Origin of the sequence: Exiguobacterium sp. R-17, from assembly GCF_049913315.1 — a bacterium.
GTDB lineage: Bacteria > Bacillota > Bacilli > Exiguobacteriales > Exiguobacteriaceae > Exiguobacterium_A.
Genome location: NZ_CP184372.1, coordinates 990,956 through 1,008,167, shown reverse-complemented (window position 1 = coordinate 1,008,167; position 17,212 = coordinate 990,956). Strand labels below are relative to the sequence as shown.

20 protein-coding genes are annotated in these 17,212 nt (G+C 46.9%); 4 read left to right on the top strand and 16 right to left on the bottom strand.

Going from position 1 to position 17,212, the window contains the following annotated elements; all coding sequences use genetic code 11:
* Positions 1 to 8 precede the first annotated feature (8 nt).
* The 3 genes from xerD to ACN9MT_RS05210 all read right to left on the bottom strand — a co-directional run bounded on the left by xerD (position 9) and on the right by ACN9MT_RS05210 (position 2,133).
* Complete coding sequence (gene xerD / locus ACN9MT_RS05220; RefSeq protein WP_426272908.1) at positions 9 to 893, bottom strand: site-specific tyrosine recombinase XerD; 885 nt, start codon at positions 891 to 893, stop codon at positions 9 to 11.
* Positions 894 to 1,018: 125 nt separating this feature from the next.
* Positions 1,019 to 1,501 carry a Fur family transcriptional regulator gene (locus tag ACN9MT_RS05215; RefSeq protein WP_023467675.1) on the bottom strand — a complete coding sequence of 161 codons (483 nt, stop codon included), beginning with the start codon at positions 1,499 to 1,501 and terminating at the stop codon, positions 1,019 to 1,021.
* 101 nt (positions 1,502 to 1,602) lie between these two features.
* Complete coding sequence (locus ACN9MT_RS05210; protein ID WP_035408909.1) at positions 1,603 to 2,133, bottom strand: NUDIX domain-containing protein; 531 nt, start codon at positions 2,131 to 2,133, stop codon at positions 1,603 to 1,605.
* A 167-nt stretch (positions 2,134 to 2,300) separates the two neighbouring features.
* Here ACN9MT_RS05210 and ACN9MT_RS05205 point away from each other — a divergent pair, with 167 nt between their 5' ends.
* On the top strand, positions 2,301 to 3,155 hold the full coding sequence (locus tag ACN9MT_RS05205; RefSeq protein WP_426272907.1) for an aldo/keto reductase: 855 nt from the start codon (positions 2,301 to 2,303) through the stop codon (positions 3,153 to 3,155).
* A 67-nt stretch (positions 3,156 to 3,222) separates the two neighbouring features.
* Positions 3,223 to 3,882, top strand: a complete 660-nt coding sequence (locus tag ACN9MT_RS05200; RefSeq protein WP_035408915.1) for a type 1 glutamine amidotransferase domain-containing protein — start codon at positions 3,223 to 3,225, stop codon at positions 3,880 to 3,882.
* 67 nt (positions 3,883 to 3,949) lie between these two features.
* Here the strand turns inward: ACN9MT_RS05200 and ACN9MT_RS05195 are convergent, their stop codons facing one another.
* The 11 genes from ACN9MT_RS05195 to ACN9MT_RS05145 all read right to left on the bottom strand — a co-directional run bounded on the left by ACN9MT_RS05195 (position 3,950) and on the right by ACN9MT_RS05145 (position 13,414).
* Positions 3,950 to 4,567, bottom strand: a complete 618-nt coding sequence (locus tag ACN9MT_RS05195; RefSeq protein ID WP_035408918.1) for a DUF5320 domain-containing protein — start codon at positions 4,565 to 4,567, stop codon at positions 3,950 to 3,952.
* Between the two features lie 79 nt (positions 4,568 to 4,646).
* Positions 4,647 to 5,183, bottom strand: coding sequence for a PadR family transcriptional regulator (locus tag ACN9MT_RS05190; protein WP_035408921.1), 537 nt, complete (start codon positions 5,181 to 5,183; stop codon positions 4,647 to 4,649).
* A 155-nt stretch (positions 5,184 to 5,338) separates the two neighbouring features.
* Positions 5,339 to 5,929: an NUDIX hydrolase gene (locus ACN9MT_RS05185; protein WP_035408926.1), complete on the bottom strand. Its 591-nt coding sequence runs from the start codon at positions 5,927 to 5,929 to the stop codon at positions 5,339 to 5,341.
* Positions 5,926 to 6,507 carry a CDP-alcohol phosphatidyltransferase family protein gene (locus ACN9MT_RS05180; protein WP_035408929.1) on the bottom strand — a complete coding sequence of 194 codons (582 nt, stop codon included), beginning with the start codon at positions 6,505 to 6,507 and terminating at the stop codon, positions 5,926 to 5,928. Before ACN9MT_RS05180 ends, ACN9MT_RS05185 begins: the two co-directional genes overlap by 4 nt.
* 1 nt (position 6,508) lies before the next feature.
* Complete coding sequence (locus ACN9MT_RS05175; protein WP_035408932.1) at positions 6,509 to 7,396, bottom strand: ABC transporter ATP-binding protein; 888 nt, start codon at positions 7,394 to 7,396, stop codon at positions 6,509 to 6,511.
* Entirely contained in the window at positions 7,368 to 8,114 is a 747-nt protein-coding gene (locus tag ACN9MT_RS05170) for an ABC transporter permease (RefSeq protein ID WP_290749110.1), read from the bottom strand. The genes ACN9MT_RS05175 and ACN9MT_RS05170 overlap by 29 nt, the downstream gene beginning before the upstream one ends.
* Positions 8,111 to 8,869: an ABC transporter permease gene (locus ACN9MT_RS05165; protein ID WP_426272906.1), complete on the bottom strand. Its 759-nt coding sequence runs from the start codon at positions 8,867 to 8,869 to the stop codon at positions 8,111 to 8,113. Before ACN9MT_RS05165 ends, ACN9MT_RS05170 begins: the two co-directional genes overlap by 4 nt.
* Positions 8,856 to 10,052: an ABC transporter substrate-binding protein gene (locus tag ACN9MT_RS05160; protein ID WP_426272905.1), complete on the bottom strand. Its 1,197-nt coding sequence runs from the start codon at positions 10,050 to 10,052 to the stop codon at positions 8,856 to 8,858. The genes ACN9MT_RS05165 and ACN9MT_RS05160 overlap by 14 nt, the downstream gene beginning before the upstream one ends.
* 19 nt (positions 10,053 to 10,071) lie before the next feature.
* A complete protein-coding gene (locus ACN9MT_RS05155; protein WP_426272904.1) occupies positions 10,072 to 10,830 on the bottom strand; it encodes an SDR family NAD(P)-dependent oxidoreductase in 759 nt (252 codons plus the stop codon).
* Positions 10,830 to 11,801, bottom strand: a complete 972-nt coding sequence (locus ACN9MT_RS05150; RefSeq protein WP_426272903.1) for an MBL fold metallo-hydrolase — start codon at positions 11,799 to 11,801, stop codon at positions 10,830 to 10,832. Before ACN9MT_RS05150 ends, ACN9MT_RS05155 begins: the two co-directional genes overlap by 1 nt.
* A 173-nt stretch (positions 11,802 to 11,974) precedes the next feature.
* Positions 11,975 to 13,414 (bottom strand): NADP-dependent glyceraldehyde-3-phosphate dehydrogenase, encoded by a 1,440-nt coding sequence (locus ACN9MT_RS05145; RefSeq protein WP_426272902.1) that lies wholly within the window; start codon positions 13,412 to 13,414, stop codon positions 11,975 to 11,977.
* Between the two features lie 218 nt (positions 13,415 to 13,632).
* Here ACN9MT_RS05145 and ACN9MT_RS05140 point away from each other — a divergent pair, with 218 nt between their 5' ends.
* The gene (locus ACN9MT_RS05140) at positions 13,633 to 14,511 is read left to right on the top strand and encodes a chemotaxis protein CheV (RefSeq protein WP_035408954.1); all 879 of its coding nucleotides are present in this window, start codon (positions 13,633 to 13,635) and stop codon (positions 14,509 to 14,511) included.
* Positions 14,512 to 14,559: 48 nt separating this feature from the next.
* On the opposite strand, the gene ACN9MT_RS05135 is transcribed toward ACN9MT_RS05140, so the two are convergent.
* Positions 14,560 to 14,928 (bottom strand): Hpt domain-containing protein, encoded by a 369-nt coding sequence (locus ACN9MT_RS05135; protein ID WP_023467659.1) that lies wholly within the window; start codon positions 14,926 to 14,928, stop codon positions 14,560 to 14,562.
* 122 nt (positions 14,929 to 15,050) lie between these two features.
* Here ACN9MT_RS05135 and ACN9MT_RS05130 point away from each other — a divergent pair, with 122 nt between their 5' ends.
* On the top strand, positions 15,051 to 15,986 hold the full coding sequence (locus ACN9MT_RS05130; RefSeq protein WP_023467658.1) for a magnesium transporter CorA family protein: 936 nt from the start codon (positions 15,051 to 15,053) through the stop codon (positions 15,984 to 15,986).
* An 81-nt stretch (positions 15,987 to 16,067) separates the two neighbouring features.
* On the opposite strand, the gene ACN9MT_RS05125 is transcribed toward ACN9MT_RS05130, so the two are convergent.
* Positions 16,068 to 17,171, bottom strand: a complete 1,104-nt coding sequence (locus ACN9MT_RS05125; protein WP_035408959.1) for a PP2C family protein-serine/threonine phosphatase — start codon at positions 17,169 to 17,171, stop codon at positions 16,068 to 16,070.
* Between the last annotated feature and the right edge of the window lie 41 nt (positions 17,172 to 17,212).

Genomic DNA, 17,212 nt, shown 5'->3' with positions numbered 1-17,212 from the left:
TAGAACCATCATGCCCGTGGATGATGTTTCTTATACACGTCATGGAGTCGTGCTTTATTGACGTGTGTATACATTTGTGTCGTCGACAAATCAGCATGCCCTAGCATCTCTTGCACGACGCGTAGATCAGCACCATTTTCAAGAAGATGGGTCGCGAACGAATGACGCAAGACATGCGGCGTGATTCCTTTTTCGATACCGGCTTCCTTTGCCCGTCGTTTGATCATCTTCCAAAAACCTTGTCGTGATAAACGATCACCGCGACTGTTCAAGAAGACATCGTCCGTCTGTTGACCACCGAGACTATTACGCGCGAGGTCAAGATATGTCCTGACGCTTTCAATCGATGTCGAACTCATCGGGATGATACGGGACTTGTTCCCTTTCCCGATACACGACAGATACCCTAGTTCGAGTTGCAAATCGTTCAACTTCAGTTGTAGCAGTTCGCTGACGCGCATCCCTGTTCCATAGAGAAGCTCAAGCATTGCTGCATCTCGTCGTGTAAGCGGATCGACACCGACGACCGAATCAAGTAAACGTTCGACGTCGGTTTGACTCCAGACGACGGGAAGCTTCTTCTCCGGTTTCGGTAAATCAAGATGACGGGACGGATCATGCGTCGTTAGTTTCTCTTCGACCAGATATTGATGGAACGAACGGATTGAGCTCGTCGCCCGGCGGACCGTCGATCGTGACTTGCGTGCTTCAAGCAATCGTTCAATGTGGTCGACGATATGATGTCGGTGAACCTGTTCAAACGAAGAAACTTCCGCTGTTTCGAGCGTCTGTAAGTATTGATTCAAATCATTTCGATACGCAGCTGCCGTATTCGCGGACATTTGCCGTTCAATCACTAAATAGTTGATAAATGCTTCCAGTTGTTCACGCACTGAACTCATCCTCTTCGTTTACGAAATCGCTTACTTTCCCATCATATCAAAGGTGTAAACCGTTGTGAAGAGGTCTGACCTATAAAAATCGAAAAAGAAAAACCATCCGAAATTTCCTCGGACGGTCAGACTGTTTGTGTTTGCGATTGTTCCAACGCTTCCCGAGCGTGACGCTCTTGGCAGACACGGCAGACGCCATGGAATGTCAGGCGGTGATCCTTGATTTTGAAATGGAATCGGGACACGATTTCTTTCTCTACTTCTTCAAGCATATCGTCTAAAATCTCTTCGACGGATCCACATTCGATACAGACGAGATGGTGATGCGAATGACTCGCACCTTCTTGTCGTAAATCAAACCGGGATACGCCATCTCCGAAGTTGACCTTATCGACGACTTCGAGCTCCGTCAATAATTCGAGCGTCCGGTAAACCGTCGCAAGTCCGATGTCGGAGTTCTTTTCTTTTACAAGGAGAAAGACATTTTCGGCACTGAGGTGATCCGACTCATGTTCGAGCAGGACACGCACAGTCGCTTCACGTTGGGGAGTCAGCTTATATCCTTTACCGCTTAGCTGTTTTTTGATGCGTTCTACACGACTTTCCATCATAGCGCCCCCTTTGTTCGAACTGATGCTATTATCATAGCTGAAACTCAGTCTTTTTTCAAATTAAAATGATTATCAACTGAAAATCATTTAAATGAGAATCATTTTAAAGTACGGATCTGCCAATGCTGAATCGCCATGATTGTCTTCGCGTCGACAATCGTTCCGTTTGCTACGAGTTCGAGCGCTTGTTCAAGCTTCAATGTTTTGTTCTCAAGGAACTCATCTTCATCGAGCTGACGATCACCGGCAGTAAGACCAATCGCTTCATAAATATGTACACGTTCGCTACAGAAACCAGGCGCACCGTAGAAATCAAAGACATGTCGTAACTCTTTCGCGACGTAACCTGTTTCTTCCTTTAATTCACGTCCGGCACAATCGAGTGGATCTTCACCTTTCTCGAGTTTGCCCGCTGGTATCTCGATCGATAGACTCTCGAACGCCTTCCGATATTGTTCAACGACAATCAGATCCCCTTGTTCATCAAAAGCGATGATGGCGACGGCACCATTATGATAGACCAGTTCACGAACCGAGGTATTACCGTTCGGTAACGTGACGACATGTTTCTCGACATCAAAAACTTTTCCTTCATAGATCACTTCACGTTCAATCGTTTTTTCTTCCATCGGTAGTGTTCCCCTCTTCTATCCTAGTTTACGTTCTCTGTCATGATTAGTATGCCGTTTCCGACGTATTGCCGCAAGACTTCAAGCCGTCTTTTTCATAAGATATGATACACTAGAATGCAGAAGTTCCAAACTTACAGTTCATTTAAGAAAAGAGGGAATTGAACATGTCATTAGGATTAGGTACGATGACGATCTTAAAACGCGGACAGGAAGAAGCGGCAGCAATCCTGCGGACGGCACTCGACGCGGGTATCACCCATTTCGACACAGCGGATGTCTATGCAAACGGAGCCGTCGAATCGATTATCGGTCAAACCTTCGCGCAAGAGGATCGTAGTCGATTGTTTCTTGCCTCAAAAGGTGGCAATCGAATGAATGCGACCGGAACCGGTTGGACATGGGATCCGAGTTATGACTATTTGAAGCAAGCCTGTCTTGAAAGTTTAAATCGACTCGAAACACCTTACCTCGACCTATATTACGTCCATGGTGGCACGATGGACGACGATATCGATGCATCGATTCGCGCGATGGAAGACTTAAAAGCAGAGGGGAAAATCAAGGAATATGGTCTCTCGTCATTGCGACCGAACGTCATCGAATATTGGCTTGAGCATAGTAATTTCTCTTACTTGATGACGCCTTATTCATTGCTCGATCGTCGCATCGAAGAGTTGTTACCACGCTTAAAAGAGAAAAACATCCAAGTCGTTGCCCGCGGTCCACTAGCAAAAGGACTGTTGACACACGAAAGTGTCTCACGCCTGCAGTCGGTTGATCGTTTCGAACAGTTCGATAAAGAGACGCTCGAAGCCAGTCTACAACAATTACAAAACTTCCCGCTTCCAGCGCTTGCATTGCAAGCAATCGATCAACAGGTCGATATCGTCCTTCCAGGTGCGTCAAGCGTGTCGCAACTTCAAGCAAACGTCCAAGCGATGAGAGAGCCGGTTTCGCAAGCTCAGATCGACCAGGCGCTTGCTACACTGCCAGTTCATCACTATACCGAACACCGGTAAGGTTTAACACTCCATTTCTCCGGGAATCTCCTTCTTTGTAACGTTCATACAGAGGAGGAGTTTTATTATGGCACGTATTTTAATCGTATCAACAAGTGCAGATGACATGAATGGTCACAAAACAGGATTATGGTTCGAGGAGTTCGCAGCACCCTACAACCTGTTCAAAGATGCAGGACATGACGTGACGGTCACGTCCATCAAAGGCGGAGATGTTCCAATTGATAAAGCATCGATCGTCAAAGAAATCTTACCGAAATTCCAAGATGCTCGCCGTGCGTTGCACGATACGAAAGCACTTTCTGAAGTAGATCCAGCATCATTTGACGCTGTCTACTTCCCAGGTGGTCACGGTGCGGTCGTCGACTTCCCGAATAACCCACAAGTGGCGAGTGCCATCGAAGCTGTCATCAAAAAAGACGGCGTCGTCGCATCGGTCTGTCATGGTCCTGCTGCCTTCGCGCACGTCATGATCGATGGCAAACCCTTCGTATCAGGTCGTCAAATCAACGGCTTTACAGATGAAGAGGAAAAATCAACAGGTCTCGAAGATAAAGTACCATTCTTGCTCGAGACGACACTTCGCGGTGAAGGAGCTACTTTCCTGACATCGGATGCTGGTAAAGAGTTCGCTGTCATCGATGGCAATGTCGTTACAGGACAAAATCCGGCTTCAAGTGAAGCAGTCGCAAAACTAGTCCTTGCGAAACTGGCTACACAAGCTTAATAGAAACAGTGCTTATAGAAAATGGAGCAGGCGACGGTATGTCGCCTGCTCCATTTTTTCACGTGAATTATAACCGATGAAGCGAATCCAATCGTTCGAGATCGGCTTCTGTCTCACGCTTTTTTCGTTCAAGCCGCTTTAACTCGTTCTCGAGTTGTTGCTGTTGGGCTCGCAGCATTGATCGTTCTTCCTCTGTAAAGGAACGAGCTACTTCTTTTTCTTTGAAATACCACCACTTTTTAATTTTCTCAGGTGGTGGTCCGATCTCAATCTGTTGCTCATGCTGTTTGACCTCATCCATTTGTTCAGCATGGGCCAATTGAAGCTGTTCTAATTCTGTCTCATAAGCTGTTTGTCTAGCTTCAAGAATCGGTGTCAGGTACGCAAGGATATGCGCCGTCAAGTCTCGCTCGACGACTCGTCGTAATACATCTCGACGAAGTGAGGCTTCCGAATTGCCCGAAGCATTTTTCCAGACGGTTGGATCCGCCTGTTCTAGAATCTCCTCTTCTTCCGCTTCTCCGAGCCAGCGTAATTTGAGTAATAATGGCTCGAGGAGTGCCTCCTCTACATACGCCGTAAATTGCGAATACGACGTCGCTTCTCGCGTCAACGGTTCTTCATGTAGGTGAAATAACGCTTCTGCCTCTTCTTCGATCCAGTCTTCGTAATCATTAAAGTACATGGTTTAACTCCTTACTTCATCTCATCAAAAACAAGACTGGCTCGAATCCGCCATCTACATGACAGTCGAGCCAGTTTTGTTAGACGTTCGCTCCGTTTTTTTTGATTTCCGCGATCGCCCAATCACACCAGTCCAAGTAATTCAACATCATACGCAAGCCGTATTCACTCGTCAAGGTCTCACCTAGTGTCGCACCGTTCTCGAGATGATCGTGACGCCAACTTTGCATCATCTCGACGGCAAATTGATGGTGTCGCTTCGATTCTTCTAGATAAGCGACAGCTTCCTCTGGTGGGAGCAGATGCAAGAGCGACACCCGCATCAAGTTCTCATCCTTCATCTTCGGTTTGAATTCATTTGGTGTCCGTAACCATTCGACGAGCTCCGTCCGCCCTTTATCCGTAATCGAATAGACTTTCTTATCCGGCAGATCTTCTTGAACGATATGAACACTCGTCACGAGTTCTGCCTCTTCCATTTTTAACAACTCTCGGTATATTTGTGTATGATGTGCGGTCCAGAAGTGGATCATCTGTTTTTTAAAAGTCGCGCTCAAATCATAACCGGTCGCTTCCCCTTGGGTCAGCAGCCCGAGTAGTGCAAATCGTAATGCCACTGGCTGCACCTTCTTTCCTTCTTTTGTATATATACTTAATTATCTCAAATATACCTGAATTTCGCTACTCTCGTGTCGAACAAATGTACGAATGAAAACGACCTACGTCGACATCACATTCGATCGTAGGTCGTTCTGTGTCATGATTCTCAAGATTAGCTTAGGTTACGTAATCTTTCGATTCCCTGTTGGACATGTTTCCAGTAAGAAGAAGGATGCGGAACGAATTGATGACGATCGAACCATTCTCCTGTTTTATCCTGAATACGCTCAATCGTCACGTCAGCGATGCGATCCAACTGCTCAATCGAAAAAGCGATTAATCGTTTCACTTCGGTTTCCTGGAGCATATACGATTCTAACGCTTGATCACTTTGTGCGAGAAACACATGGCATCGTTCACAATCCCAAAGTGTCGCATCCCGAAACTCCTCCTCCTGAACTCCAAGAGGTATTAGTTGATCAAAGGTATAAGCTAAACCAATCTCTTCTTCGAGTTCCCGGACACCATCTTCAACCGTCTCATTTGCAAGCAGATGACCGGCTGCCGTGATATCGAGCATTCCCGGAAAGTCCTTCTTTTGTTCAGAACGTTGCTGGAGCAACACGACGTCCCGCGTTGGATCATAGACGAAACAATGAAACGTTTCATGCCATAGACCTTTTGCGTGGACTTCTGATCGCGGACGCGGTCCGAGCGGATTCCCAGCTCGGTCCACCGTCATGATCATCTCTTGTTCACTCATCGTAACACCTTCGATGCTTGATGGAATCGTTCTCCAACCGTATAGAGTTCAGCGATCAAGAAGACACTTGCGATCCAGATGATAGCACTTGGAAACAGAATCATCGCCGTCAAGAATAGAAATCCTTCCGTTCGTTCGATGAGTCCTGGTTGATATTGAAACGACTTGTAACCGTAGTTCTCACTAACTGCTCCGATCGCAAGGAACATCGTCATCCCAATGACGAATGATGCGACAAGTAACAGAATCACAACCTGCGTTTCCGGAAACCGGAGTGCGAGACCAATTAACACTGACAGTTCGACAATTCGGTCGAGAACAAGATCAAGGATCGTACCAATTGGTGTTGTCTTCTCTTTTCTTGCCATCGTGCCATCAATAACGTCGAGCATACCCGAGATCCACAATAGGACAATTGCCGTTCCCATCATGTCGTTATAGACGAAAAAGCCTGTCGCACCACCGATGATGCCCGAAATGATCGTCACCTGCGTCGCTGATAATCCAATTTTCTTAAATAAGGTCGCCCCTTGATCAAACAGGGGTTGAACGATTTTACGCGCACGTGTATCTAACATGTCACCCCTCCTTTCTAACGATATACCCTTCTATCGAATGAATCGTCTCGTCTGAAGAAAGTACGAGCCGTTCGCCTGATGGCCGTTCCACTTCGTAGAACCGAACGCCATATTGAATGAGTTCTTTCGTAATCGTAACACGCTCATCCGTTTCCTTCGTCGGTCTTGAGACCAAGTTAACTGACGTCAACGGATACCAAGTCGCTTCGATGTAGATGCCTTCACCGAAAAACGGACTTGTCTGACTGAGCGTGATCGGTGTGCCGCGATCCACGATCCGTCCTTGTTCCAAAACATAAATGACATCTGCCATCGCCATTGCCTCTTCCCGGTCATGCGTGACAAGCAGTGTCGTGACGCCTTGTTCCTCGGTCAACTTTCGGATCAATGTCCGAAGTTCTCGTCGTCTCGGTACATCTAGACTCGAGAACGGTTCATCGAGCAACAAGAAGTCCGGCTGACTCGCCAGCGCACGAGCTAGACTCGCACGTTGCTGTTCACCACCTGAAAGTTCGTGAATGGCACTTCGTCCTCTCCCCTCGAGTCCAACGCGATATAACCAAGAATCAAGTTCGATCGGTGTTAACTGTTTCGCACCGAGGCGAATGTTTTGTTCAACGTTCAAATGCGGAAACAATAAAGAGCGTTGAAACATCATCGTCACACCTCGTTGATTCGGAGAGAGTGTCGTGACGTCTCGTTCCCCAAATCGAATCACTCCACTCGTCACACGTTCGAGACCCGCAATCAGGCGGAGAAGCGTCGTTTTCCCGCTACCACTCGGTCCGACTAAAGCCACGCATTGTCCAGACGCGATGCTTACATCGATATCAGACAACACTTGTTTGCTTCCAAATCGTTTATTGACTTGTTGTATCGTGACTTCCATTTAAACGCCTCCGTACGATTCGTATCCAGCTAGAAAAAATAACGGCTTGTAATACATAAAAAAGAATAGGTAATCCAATCAACCAAAGTGTCGCCAGACGAGCTGCCTCCTGGGAATTACCAGAATACGCCGGGAACACTTCCAGTGCGATCATGCGGACGATTCCGCCTCCAATCAACGCAACAAGAGCATATTGACTGATCGTGATCACGGTGACGAGCAACGTCACGGACTGTAATGTCGATCGTAACATCGGTCCCGTCAAATAAAACCAACGTTTGAATCGATTTCCTTCGAGCAAGACCATCTGTTCGAGCATCCGCTCACCGAGCGTCTGAAATCCGTTCGTGTACAAACGGACTGTATATGGCAATGTCGGCAGAAGCAACACGAGCAGTACACCGAAAAAACGATCTGCCAGACCGAGCCGGATCCATGTCAAATAGAGACCGAACGACAACAATAAGACGGGAACGAATAGCGGCAAACTAATCAAGAACTCTGCTATACGAATGCGTGTCCCGGTTTGAAAAGCGATCGCTTTTCCTGCCATGTATCCGAAGAGATGATTTAACAATATAACGGCACAGACCATCGCAATGGTCGTACCAAGCGTTGCTTCAAGACGCGGATTCCAATTCCATTCTCCCGGAATTAAACCGATCAATGGAACGTTGAAAAGAAGAACAATACATACGATGACGCTAGTTTTTTTCATTCACTTCGCCCCCTACTGATCTTCGTTGCCAACGGGCGGGTTAAACCCGTCATGAGCACTAGTAAGAGGAAAAGTCCACCCGTCAAGACGACACTCATCGCAAAAGCGAGCGGTTGTTCCGATAAATCACCTTGTGTGTATAAGTCAAAGGCATAGACGCCAAGTAATTTCGGATAGGTCACGCCGAGCAGTGCTGGAATCTCATATGCGAACAGGATGAAGGCAAGTAAGATAAAGCCGGCTTCAAGCATGGGAACGAGCAGGAACACACCCCGTGCATGCCAGAATCGGCGCACTGGCGATAAATCGAGCATCATACCGAGTTCTTGGTAACGTGGATCGAGACGTCGTACAACCGGTAAGAGATAAAAAAAGACGAACGGAATTTCTTTATATAGATACGTCAAGATGACACTGATGTAGTTCCCTTCATGCGGTCCGATGACCGGCACATCACTGAGGTAGAGGATTGCGAGATACGCCGCTCCTAGATGAGGAATGAATAACGGAATCGCGAGCAACGCCGCTAGCCGTGTTCTGCTCAAGATTCGTGCGAGCATCACACCGATGATCAAGGCAATGCCCGTACTCACGATGGCAACGTAACTACTGACGGTTAGACTCTCTAAAAAGACGTCATCCGTCAGTAGCTCATGATAGTCGGCGGGTGGCGTCATTGAAACACTCACCCACAGCCCGTATAAGACCATCCCTGCCATCAGAATTGCAGCAGGATATACGTTACCGCGCCACACGAGACGGCCATTCCTTACGGATCATCTCGAAGACCGATGGATCTAGTTCCGTCCGGACTTTCCCTTCAAAGACACTCGGCTTCGGTGTCGACGGTGCGGCCGGTACATCAGCGAACTGCTTTTGTTCTGCCTGATCAAGTGTCGACAAATCGAGACTCGTTCCATCGCCCCAGTAAGTCGCATCATATTTTTTCAATTGTGCCTCTGGTGACAACAGCGTATTGATCGTAACGAGTGCACCTCTCGGGTTCGGTGCGTTGAATGGTACGGAAAGGAAATGGGTCGATGCGATTGAGCCATCCTTCAAAACAATCGGACGCGTTTGTTTCGGAAACGTTCCTGACTTCACTTCTTGTTCTGCCCGTCGTTCGTTGAAGCCCATCGTGAAGTCGACGTCTCCCTTCGCGTATAACTGATCGAGTTGCGCAAGCGTCTTCGGATACGTTTTCCCCTTTTTCCAGAGGTACGGTTTGATTTCGTTCAGGTAAGCCCATGTCTTCTTGAAGTCTGCTTTTGGGTCTTTCAGGGTCGCGTTCGATTCGACACCATACATGACGTGACGGACGAAGGCGTTTCCTGTAAAATCCGTCACTTCTGGATACGTGAAGCGTCCTGGATTTTCCTTAACCCAAGACTTCAACGCTTGTAAGTCCTTTGGTGACGATTTTACATCAGCTGCGTCATAGTGCAACGTATATTGGACTTTTCCCCATGCGGCTTCGAGCCCGTCTGTTTTCGTACCGCTATCTGAACTTTGGGCGGCAGCATCAACGTATTTCATGTTTGGAAGAACTTTTGTAATTTCCCCATAAAGTAACTCATCTTTTTTAGCATTCAAAAAGTTATCGCCATTAATCCAGACGACATCGATGACGCCTTTTTCCTTATCTGCCTTTTTCTCAGCACGTAATTTTTGAATAATGTCTGCCGTCTCGATCGGAACGCGTTCGAGCGTAATATTATGTTCCTTCTTCAGACGGGGCGTCACATATTCATCGATATAGGCGTTGATTCCGTCATCGCCGCCCCACATGTACATCCGAACCGTTGATTTTTCCGCTTCTTTTTCAATTGTCTGATAAGAAGTTCCTAAGACATTCTTCGGTTCCGGTGTTGCATCCGGTGACCCACATCCTGCAAGCAGGGTACCTAAGGCAAGAAAGCTGATTACTTTTGTTTTCATTCGTTGTTCTCCTCCGTCATCACTTTTTGTCGAAACCTGATTTTCCTAACCATTCAATCAGCTGTGGCATAACGCCGTACCCTTTTGCTGAAAGTTCCATCCACCATGGCGCATTGACCTCTCGCTTTCGGCGTCGCATCGCCCGGACGACAGTCCGTGCGAGTTGTTCTTTCGATAAGACAATCGAAGCCACGTTTTTTTCGTACTTCCGACTAATGTCCGCTCTTACGAAAAATTCCGTTGCGATCGGTCCGGGATTAATCGTCATGACGTGAATCCCTTTTGGACGCAACTCCAGTCGTAAGGCGTTCGAAAACTGCAGGATTGCTGCTTTCGTCATGCAATAGATCGTCGACTTCGGTGTCGGCAGCTTTCCTGCTTGACTCGCGACATTGACGATCATACCCCCTTCTCGAAGTAACGGAAGGCACGCTTTCGTTAAGCGAACGGGAGTTAAGACATTGATCCGATGCATCGACTCGATCGTTTCAATCGAAGTATCGTCTAGGAAGCTGAATTCCCCGAAACCTGCGTTATTAATCAAAATATCGATCCGTCCATAACGATTTGCGAGTGTTTTCGCAAGAATTTCGGGCGCCACTTCCAAATCGTAGACCAGGTAGTCTGCCTGGAGTTCAGATGCTAACGTTTGTAATCGATCCTCGCGTCGTGCGATTAAAATCAAGTTTGCCCCTTCTTTATGCAGAGTGCGCGCCAGTGCTTCCCCGAGTCCACTTGAAGCACCGGTGATGACGATCGTCCGGTTGATGAGTTGCATTAAACTTCCTCCATTTTCGAATAGTAGAGGATACCAGATCGTTTCTCAACCGTAATCGCACCACGTGCGACGAGCGTATCAAGACGTGCCTTCATTTCACTCATGACGAGTGGGAATGATTTTTTCAATCGATTCCCATACGTCACTTGTGCTAATTCAAATAACGTATGCTCTTCTGAAAAATACTTTAACAGTTGATCGCCGCGTGCCTTGCGTTGCATCAATCGTTCTTCAACGAGTGCCGCGACATCGCGAATCGGATCACCATGACCGGTATACGCAATTCGGATCTGTTCTCCTTGTAGTTTTTCCAAGGAGTCAAGATACGCAAGAACAGGTCGTTTCACGAGCACGTCATCACCCGGTTGCGGTTGTTCAAGCAACGGGTTCGGTTCGACCCGGTCTAGCAGATGATCCGCCGCGAACAATATACCATCGTCGCTTAAAATTCCGATTTGGTCACTCGCATGACCTGGCAGTTCGATGACGCGATATCGCCCAGAAGGTGTAATTGCGTCGCCTTCCTTTAATATGAAATCAAGCTGACCTTTTCCAAGCCATTTTAAGGCAGATTGATAGCTCGGTAACATCTCTTGAATCGCTGACGGAACACCAAATGAAGTCGCCAGCCGACGTAAGAACACATCCCCATTGTTTAGAAACGTCTCGTCCTGTTCCAAATACGGACGCAACCGCGCATGTCCATAGACAGGAATGCCTTTCTCTGAAAATCGATGTGCCATCCCAGCATGATCCGCATGGTGATGCGTCACGATGACACGATCTAAATCCTCAACCTGCAAATCGTGTCGCGCAAGCGTCTGTTGCATCATTTGCCACGCCTCGAGTGTATCGGGGCCACAATCAATGAGGATGTTTTCCCCTTCCGTTCGTAATATATAACAGTTCACGTCCCCTACAGGAAATGGTGTGGGAATCGGAATCGGGATGATTTCGTCTGCTACAGCCATGCCTACATGCCTCTTTTCTCTCGTCCATTTTCTTTCATTATAAAGAGAATGAAGCTATAGCGCCAAACTTTGTGCGTCAACGGATGATATTTGTTGTCTAGCTTACGCTAGAGTATAAGAAATGGATGCACAAAAAACCGACCTTTCCGCAGATTGAAAGGTCGGTCAAAAACTTATTTTAAGTTGAGGACTGTTAATTTGTCGCGTGTCATCGAAGCTAAGCTACGTCCGACACCTTGAACACCAAGACCCGATGATTTAACACCGATGAATGGGAAGTGGTCAGGACCACGTTCCGTCCGTCCATTGATTTGAACAGAACCTGTTTCAAGCGCGTCCGCTACCGCAAACGCAGCATCGATGTTTTCCGTGAAGACACTTGCTTGAAGACCGTATTCTGATTCGTTCGAGTATGCGATCATTTCGTCGACCGAGTTAACACGAATAATTGGAAGAACTGGTCCGAACGGCTCTTCCCAAGCGACGCGCATGTCACGTGTCACGTTGTCAAGAAGTGTTGGTTCGATCAAGTTCGCTGTACGTCCGCCACCTGTGACGAGCGTTGCGCCCTTGTCTGTTGCGTTCGTAATCAAGCCTTCGACGAAGTCCGCTGATTTCGTATCGATAAGCGGTACGACGACACTTTCTTGTTCAGGTGAACCGACTGTCAATTTTGCAATTCGAGTCTTAAGTTCTTCAATAAGCGCATCCGCTTGGTGATCGAGAACGAAGACACGTTTGATTGCTGTACAACGTTGACCTGAGTAAGAGAATGCACCACTGATGATGTGATCTGCTGCAAGGGACAGGTTCGCATCCTCAAGAACGAGTGCTGGGTCTTTTCCACCGAGTTCAAGGACAAGTGGAATCATTGCAGATTGACGTGATAAATGTTGTCCTGTTCCTGTACCACCTGTGAATGTGATCATGTTGATTCCCGGATGAGCTGTCAAGTAATCACCGATGACTGATCCACGACCTGTGACGATGTTTACGAGTCCAGCTGGAAGGCCTGCTGCGACGAGTGCCTCGACCATTAAGATACCACTGATTGAACCTTGTGTTGCCGGTTTAAAGACGACGGCGTTCCCTGTCATGAGTGCAGGTGCGAGTTTCGCTGCTGCCAAGTTAACTGGGTAGTTGAACGGTGAGATGGCAAGCACGACACCGAGTGGCGCTTTTTTGATGACCGCGATTTTTTTCGCGCTACCGCCTGGGAACGAATCCCCTTGCATCATCTGACCGTCGAAACGGAGACCTTCTTCCGCAGTGTAGCGAATGATTTCAGCTGTCCGTTTGACTTCTTTGACGCCATCTGCACGTCCTTTACCGACTTCGCGCATGATGACTTCACCGATTTCGTCCGCACGTTTCTCGAGTTCCGTTGCCCAAGCGTGAAGCAGTTCAGCCCGTTTGTTCGCTGGTTGTTTTGCCCACTCTGCTTGTGCCGCTTTCGCTGAAGCGATGGCACGATCGACTTCTGGTTTTGTCATCGCTTGAACACGACCGACAAGATCCTCTTTATATGGTGAAGAGATTTCAATCGTCTCTTTTGATTCACTTTCATGCCATTTTCCATCTAGTAAAAACGTGTAGGTTGTTGCTGTAGTCATTCCACTCTACCTCCATTTATTTTTATCTCTCTCATTTCAGTGTGTGGCTGCATAGCTTATTGTAATCAATTGGTCTGACAAATGCCAAACTTTTTGCTTAACATATTATGAAAGCGATTACAACACTTTTTTTGTCGATTCAGAACTAGAATTTTTAACGTAGCATGCCGATAACTAGTCAGAAGTGAAGTGAAGGTAATGGAAAGGGGCACAACCATATGTACAATCAGCACGATATTTTATTAGAAGCCGGCACGAACGAACTCGAGATCGTCATCTTCCATTGTGGTCCGTATACGTTCGGTATCAACGTCATGAAGGTTCGGGAAATCATCGTTCCGCTCCCGATGACACCACTTCCGGGTACACCGGATGCTGTCAAAGGATTGATCGAACTCCGCGGCGAAGTCATGACGGTAATCGATTTGCCTACAGTCATCGGTGTTCCCCACGACGAAGCAACCGAGGATCGACTGATCATCTGTGAATTCAATGGAGAAAAGAGTGTCCTACGCGTTGATTCCGTGACGGAAATCCGCCGTATCTCATGGGAACAGATCGATACACCAAACGAACTCGCTCGTGGCATCGAAGGGTTAACGAACGGTGTCGTCAAAACGGGAGACAAGATGATCATCCTGCTCGACTATGAAAAAATTGCCCTTGAGCTCTCACGCAAGGATATCTTCGCCCGCGAAGAAGGACGTCGCGTCCAGTCCCGTGACCGGTCCGATAAAATCATCTGGATTGCCGAAGACTCGGAAATGCTCCGGACGTTGATCATCGAAACACTCGAGGAAGCCGGTTACCACGGACTGAAGTGGTTCATCAATGGTAAGGAAGCTTTTGATGCGTTTGAGAACGGAAGCAACTGTGATCTCCTGATCACCGATATCGAGATGCCGAAGATGGATGGACTTCATTTAACGAAACGACTCCGTGAAGATGATCGTTATGCAGAACTGCCGATCATCGTCTTCTCCTCCTTGATTTCCGACGATTTACGCCATAAAGGCGAGTCCGTTGGTGTCAATGCACAAATCACGAAACCGGAAATCGGTCGATTGATCGAAACGGTTGATTCATACGTCTTGTAAATCAAAAAAAAGCCGACATGAAGTCGGCTTTTACTATTTATTTCATCCTTAACGTAAAGCGTCAAGGTTTTTCCCAGTAAAGACATCGAGCCAGACGACACGGAATTCTACCATGCATTGCTCAATCCGATCGACGATTTCTTGCGTTCCGGTCATCGAACCGGATTCTGCTTCTTTTTCAAGCAGTTCGAAATCATCAGCTAAATCATCAGCGGCAACGGAATAGGAAGCACCTTTTAACAAGTGAGCGAGTTTTTCAGTTTGCTCAGCATCTTGTTTAGCGACGGCATCTTTCAGTTCAGGAAACTTTCGATCGAACTGTGCGATATACGTCTCTCCGATTTTTTGAAGGAACGCGTGATCCCCACCCGCGATCGATTGAAGTTCTTCGAGCTTCTTAGCATTAAAAAAAGGCATGTCTTCCCCTCCTCTGTTTTCATCTTATCACTAATCTTCGTAAAAAAAAATCGGAGAATCATTTACACGCCATCGTTTCTATTTCTATAATGAGACAGTGAAGAGCAGGAGGGATAGACAATATGTTGACGATTTATCGAAGCGATGTCACTGGGGCAGTCAACGAGATACAGGAGTTTACGAAAGGTTCCTGGATCCATCTTGTCAATCCGACCAAGGATGAAGCCGACCAAGTCATCGCTGCTACGAATATTCCAGAGGATTTCATTTATGACCCTTTGGACGTGGAAGAAAAACCACGTTTTGAAAAAGATGAAGAAGGTCTACTGATGATCGTCGACGTTCCCTACATCGAAGAAGAATCATCAGGACGCCGTTATAATACGATTCCGCTCGGTATCATCGTAACATCCCGTCATTTCATCACCGTTTGTTCGCAACAGCTCGATGTCCTGACGTTATTCTCGAGTGGTAAGTTGCGAGGATTCCGGACGAATTATCGATCGCGCTTCGTATTTCAGATTCTCTATAAAGTCAGTTCCTCGTATCTCCGTTTCCTACGCCAAATCGATCGACGGATGGATGAACTCGAGGAAGAATTACAACGTTCGATGCGAAATCAAGAAATCTTTCAACTCATGAACCTTCAGAAATCATTGGTCTATTTCATGACATCCTTGAAATCGAACGATGGTGTCCTCGACCGAATCATCAAGACACCGAGTCTTGAGAAACACGAAGACGATGAAGACTTACTCGAAGATGTCTTCGTCGAACACCGGCAAGCAATGGAAATGGCACAAATCTATAAAGACATCATCAGTTCGACGATGGATACATTCGGTTCCGTCATCTCGAACAATGTCAACTTCGTCATGAAGTTCCTCGCCTCGATTACGATCGTCATCTCGATTCCGACGATGATATCTGGGATGTTCGGAATGAACGTCCATGTCCCTTGGGAAGGAGAAGTCATCGGTTTTTGGATCGTCTTCGGCATGATGATCTTCTTCTCTGGTCTTGCCGCATTCATCTTATGGCGGAGAAGGTTCTTCTAGTTCAAGTAAGCGCAAGACTTGTATGACTCAAAAAAGACTCAGTGACGGTGTTTCTGTCGCTGAGTCTTCTTCATTTACATGTTAATTGATTTCGACTGTCACGAGACAAAGATCATCCGCTTCATCGCTCTGATCCGGTTGAATCAGCTGATGGATGTTCGGTCCTTGTTGTTCAATCAGATTTTGGATGGCGTGAATTCCTTCATCAATACCTTTACTGTACAATTCCATGAAACCATCCGTGTACAGATAGACACATCCTGGTGAGACGATGTCGATCGTCTTGCTCGAATACGTCGAGTCTTCGAACATACCAACAGGAAGTCCCGTATTCTCAAGCGGAATGATTTGATCGTTCATCCGCAACAAACCAGGTGGATGCCCCGCGTTCGCATAGCTGAGTTTCATTTCATCTAAGTCGATATAAAGGTAGACAGCCGTGAAATAGATTTCTGTCTCGTCTCCCGGAAACAGTCGACTCATCTGTTGATTCAATTCTTCAAGCACTTGAGCCGGATCACCAATCCGGTGCACGAGTTCAAATAAGATTGAACTCATCCCCATCGTAATCAATGCAGAGGAGACACCGTGTCCCATGACGTCAAATAAGATGATGCCGTATTTATTCTGAGAGATGCGATACCAGGCATACATGTCTCCCGCTAGTTTCTTAGACGGGATATAGGTCGCCATGATGCGGATCTCATCGTCTTCGATATTGGCACTAAGCACACTCTGTTGCAGTTTTTGCGCCAAATCAAAGTCTTCTTGTAGCACTTTTTCATATCGTTTTCGTGCATCGATTGCTTGCTTCAGACCGATCGCATTACGAACTCGTGCGAGCAATTCCGTTTTTCGAATCGGTTTCGTCGTGTAATCAGATGCCCCTGCATTCAATCCATCAACGATATCTTCTTCGTTTGATCGACCCGAGACGATCAGGATTGGTAGTTCATCAAGACCAAACCGTTTTCGGATCAAACGTGTTGCCTCGATTCCGCTGATTCCCGGCATCTCAACGTCGAGCAGGACGACATCTAATTGCTCAATGAACAATGGATCCTCCATCAATTCGATTGCTTCTTCTCCACTCATGGCTTTGACGACGTCATATCCTTCATTTTCTAACAATCGCTCTAAGAGCATTAAATTTGTTAATTCGTCATCTACGACCAAAATACTCATCCGTCGTCACCTCGTTCTGTTTAACATGTTTATCTGAAATC

Bases quoted from the DNA above. Each gene is read 5' to 3' on its own strand.
- ACN9MT_RS05155 (WP_426272904.1), bottom strand. From the start codon at position 10,830: ATGCAACTCATCAACCGGACGATCGTCATCACCGGTGCTTCAAGTGGA.
- ACN9MT_RS05215 (WP_023467675.1), bottom strand. From the start codon at position 1,501: ATGGAAAGTCGTGTAGAACGCATCAAAAAACAGCTAAGCGGTAAAGGA.
- ACN9MT_RS05200 (WP_035408915.1), top strand. From the start codon at position 3,223: ATGGCACGTATTTTAATCGTATCAACAAGTGCAGATGACATGAATGGT.
- ACN9MT_RS05180 (WP_035408929.1), bottom strand. From the start codon at position 6,507: ATGTTAGATACACGTGCGCGTAAAATCGTTCAACCCCTGTTTGATCAA.
- ACN9MT_RS05140 (WP_035408954.1), top strand. From the start codon at position 13,633: ATGTACAATCAGCACGATATTTTATTAGAAGCCGGCACGAACGAACTC.
- ACN9MT_RS05145 (WP_426272902.1), bottom strand. From the start codon at position 13,414: ATGACTACAGCAACAACCTACACGTTTTTACTAGATGGAAAATGGCAT.
- ACN9MT_RS05160 (WP_426272905.1), bottom strand. From the start codon at position 10,052: ATGAAAACAAAAGTAATCAGCTTTCTTGCCTTAGGTACCCTGCTTGCA.
- ACN9MT_RS05150 (WP_426272903.1), bottom strand. From the start codon at position 11,801: ATGGCTGTAGCAGACGAAATCATCCCGATTCCGATTCCCACACCATTT.
- ACN9MT_RS05125 (WP_035408959.1), bottom strand. From the start codon at position 17,171: ATGAGTATTTTGGTCGTAGATGACGAATTAACAAATTTAATGCTCTTA.
- ACN9MT_RS05130 (WP_023467658.1), top strand. From the start codon at position 15,051: ATGTTGACGATTTATCGAAGCGATGTCACTGGGGCAGTCAACGAGATA.
- ACN9MT_RS05185 (WP_035408926.1), bottom strand. From the start codon at position 5,929: ATGAGTGAACAAGAGATGATCATGACGGTGGACCGAGCTGGGAATCCG.
- ACN9MT_RS05175 (WP_035408932.1), bottom strand. From the start codon at position 7,396: ATGGAAGTCACGATACAACAAGTCAATAAACGATTTGGAAGCAAACAA.
- ACN9MT_RS05170 (WP_290749110.1), bottom strand. From the start codon at position 8,114: ATGAAAAAAACTAGCGTCATCGTATGTATTGTTCTTCTTTTCAACGTT.
- ACN9MT_RS05205 (WP_426272907.1), top strand. From the start codon at position 2,301: ATGTCATTAGGATTAGGTACGATGACGATCTTAAAACGCGGACAGGAA.
- ACN9MT_RS05135 (WP_023467659.1), bottom strand. From the start codon at position 14,928: ATGCCTTTTTTTAATGCTAAGAAGCTCGAAGAACTTCAATCGATCGCG.
- ACN9MT_RS05195 (WP_035408918.1), bottom strand. From the start codon at position 4,567: ATGTACTTTAATGATTACGAAGACTGGATCGAAGAAGAGGCAGAAGCG.
- ACN9MT_RS05210 (WP_035408909.1), bottom strand. From the start codon at position 2,133: ATGGAAGAAAAAACGATTGAACGTGAAGTGATCTATGAAGGAAAAGTT.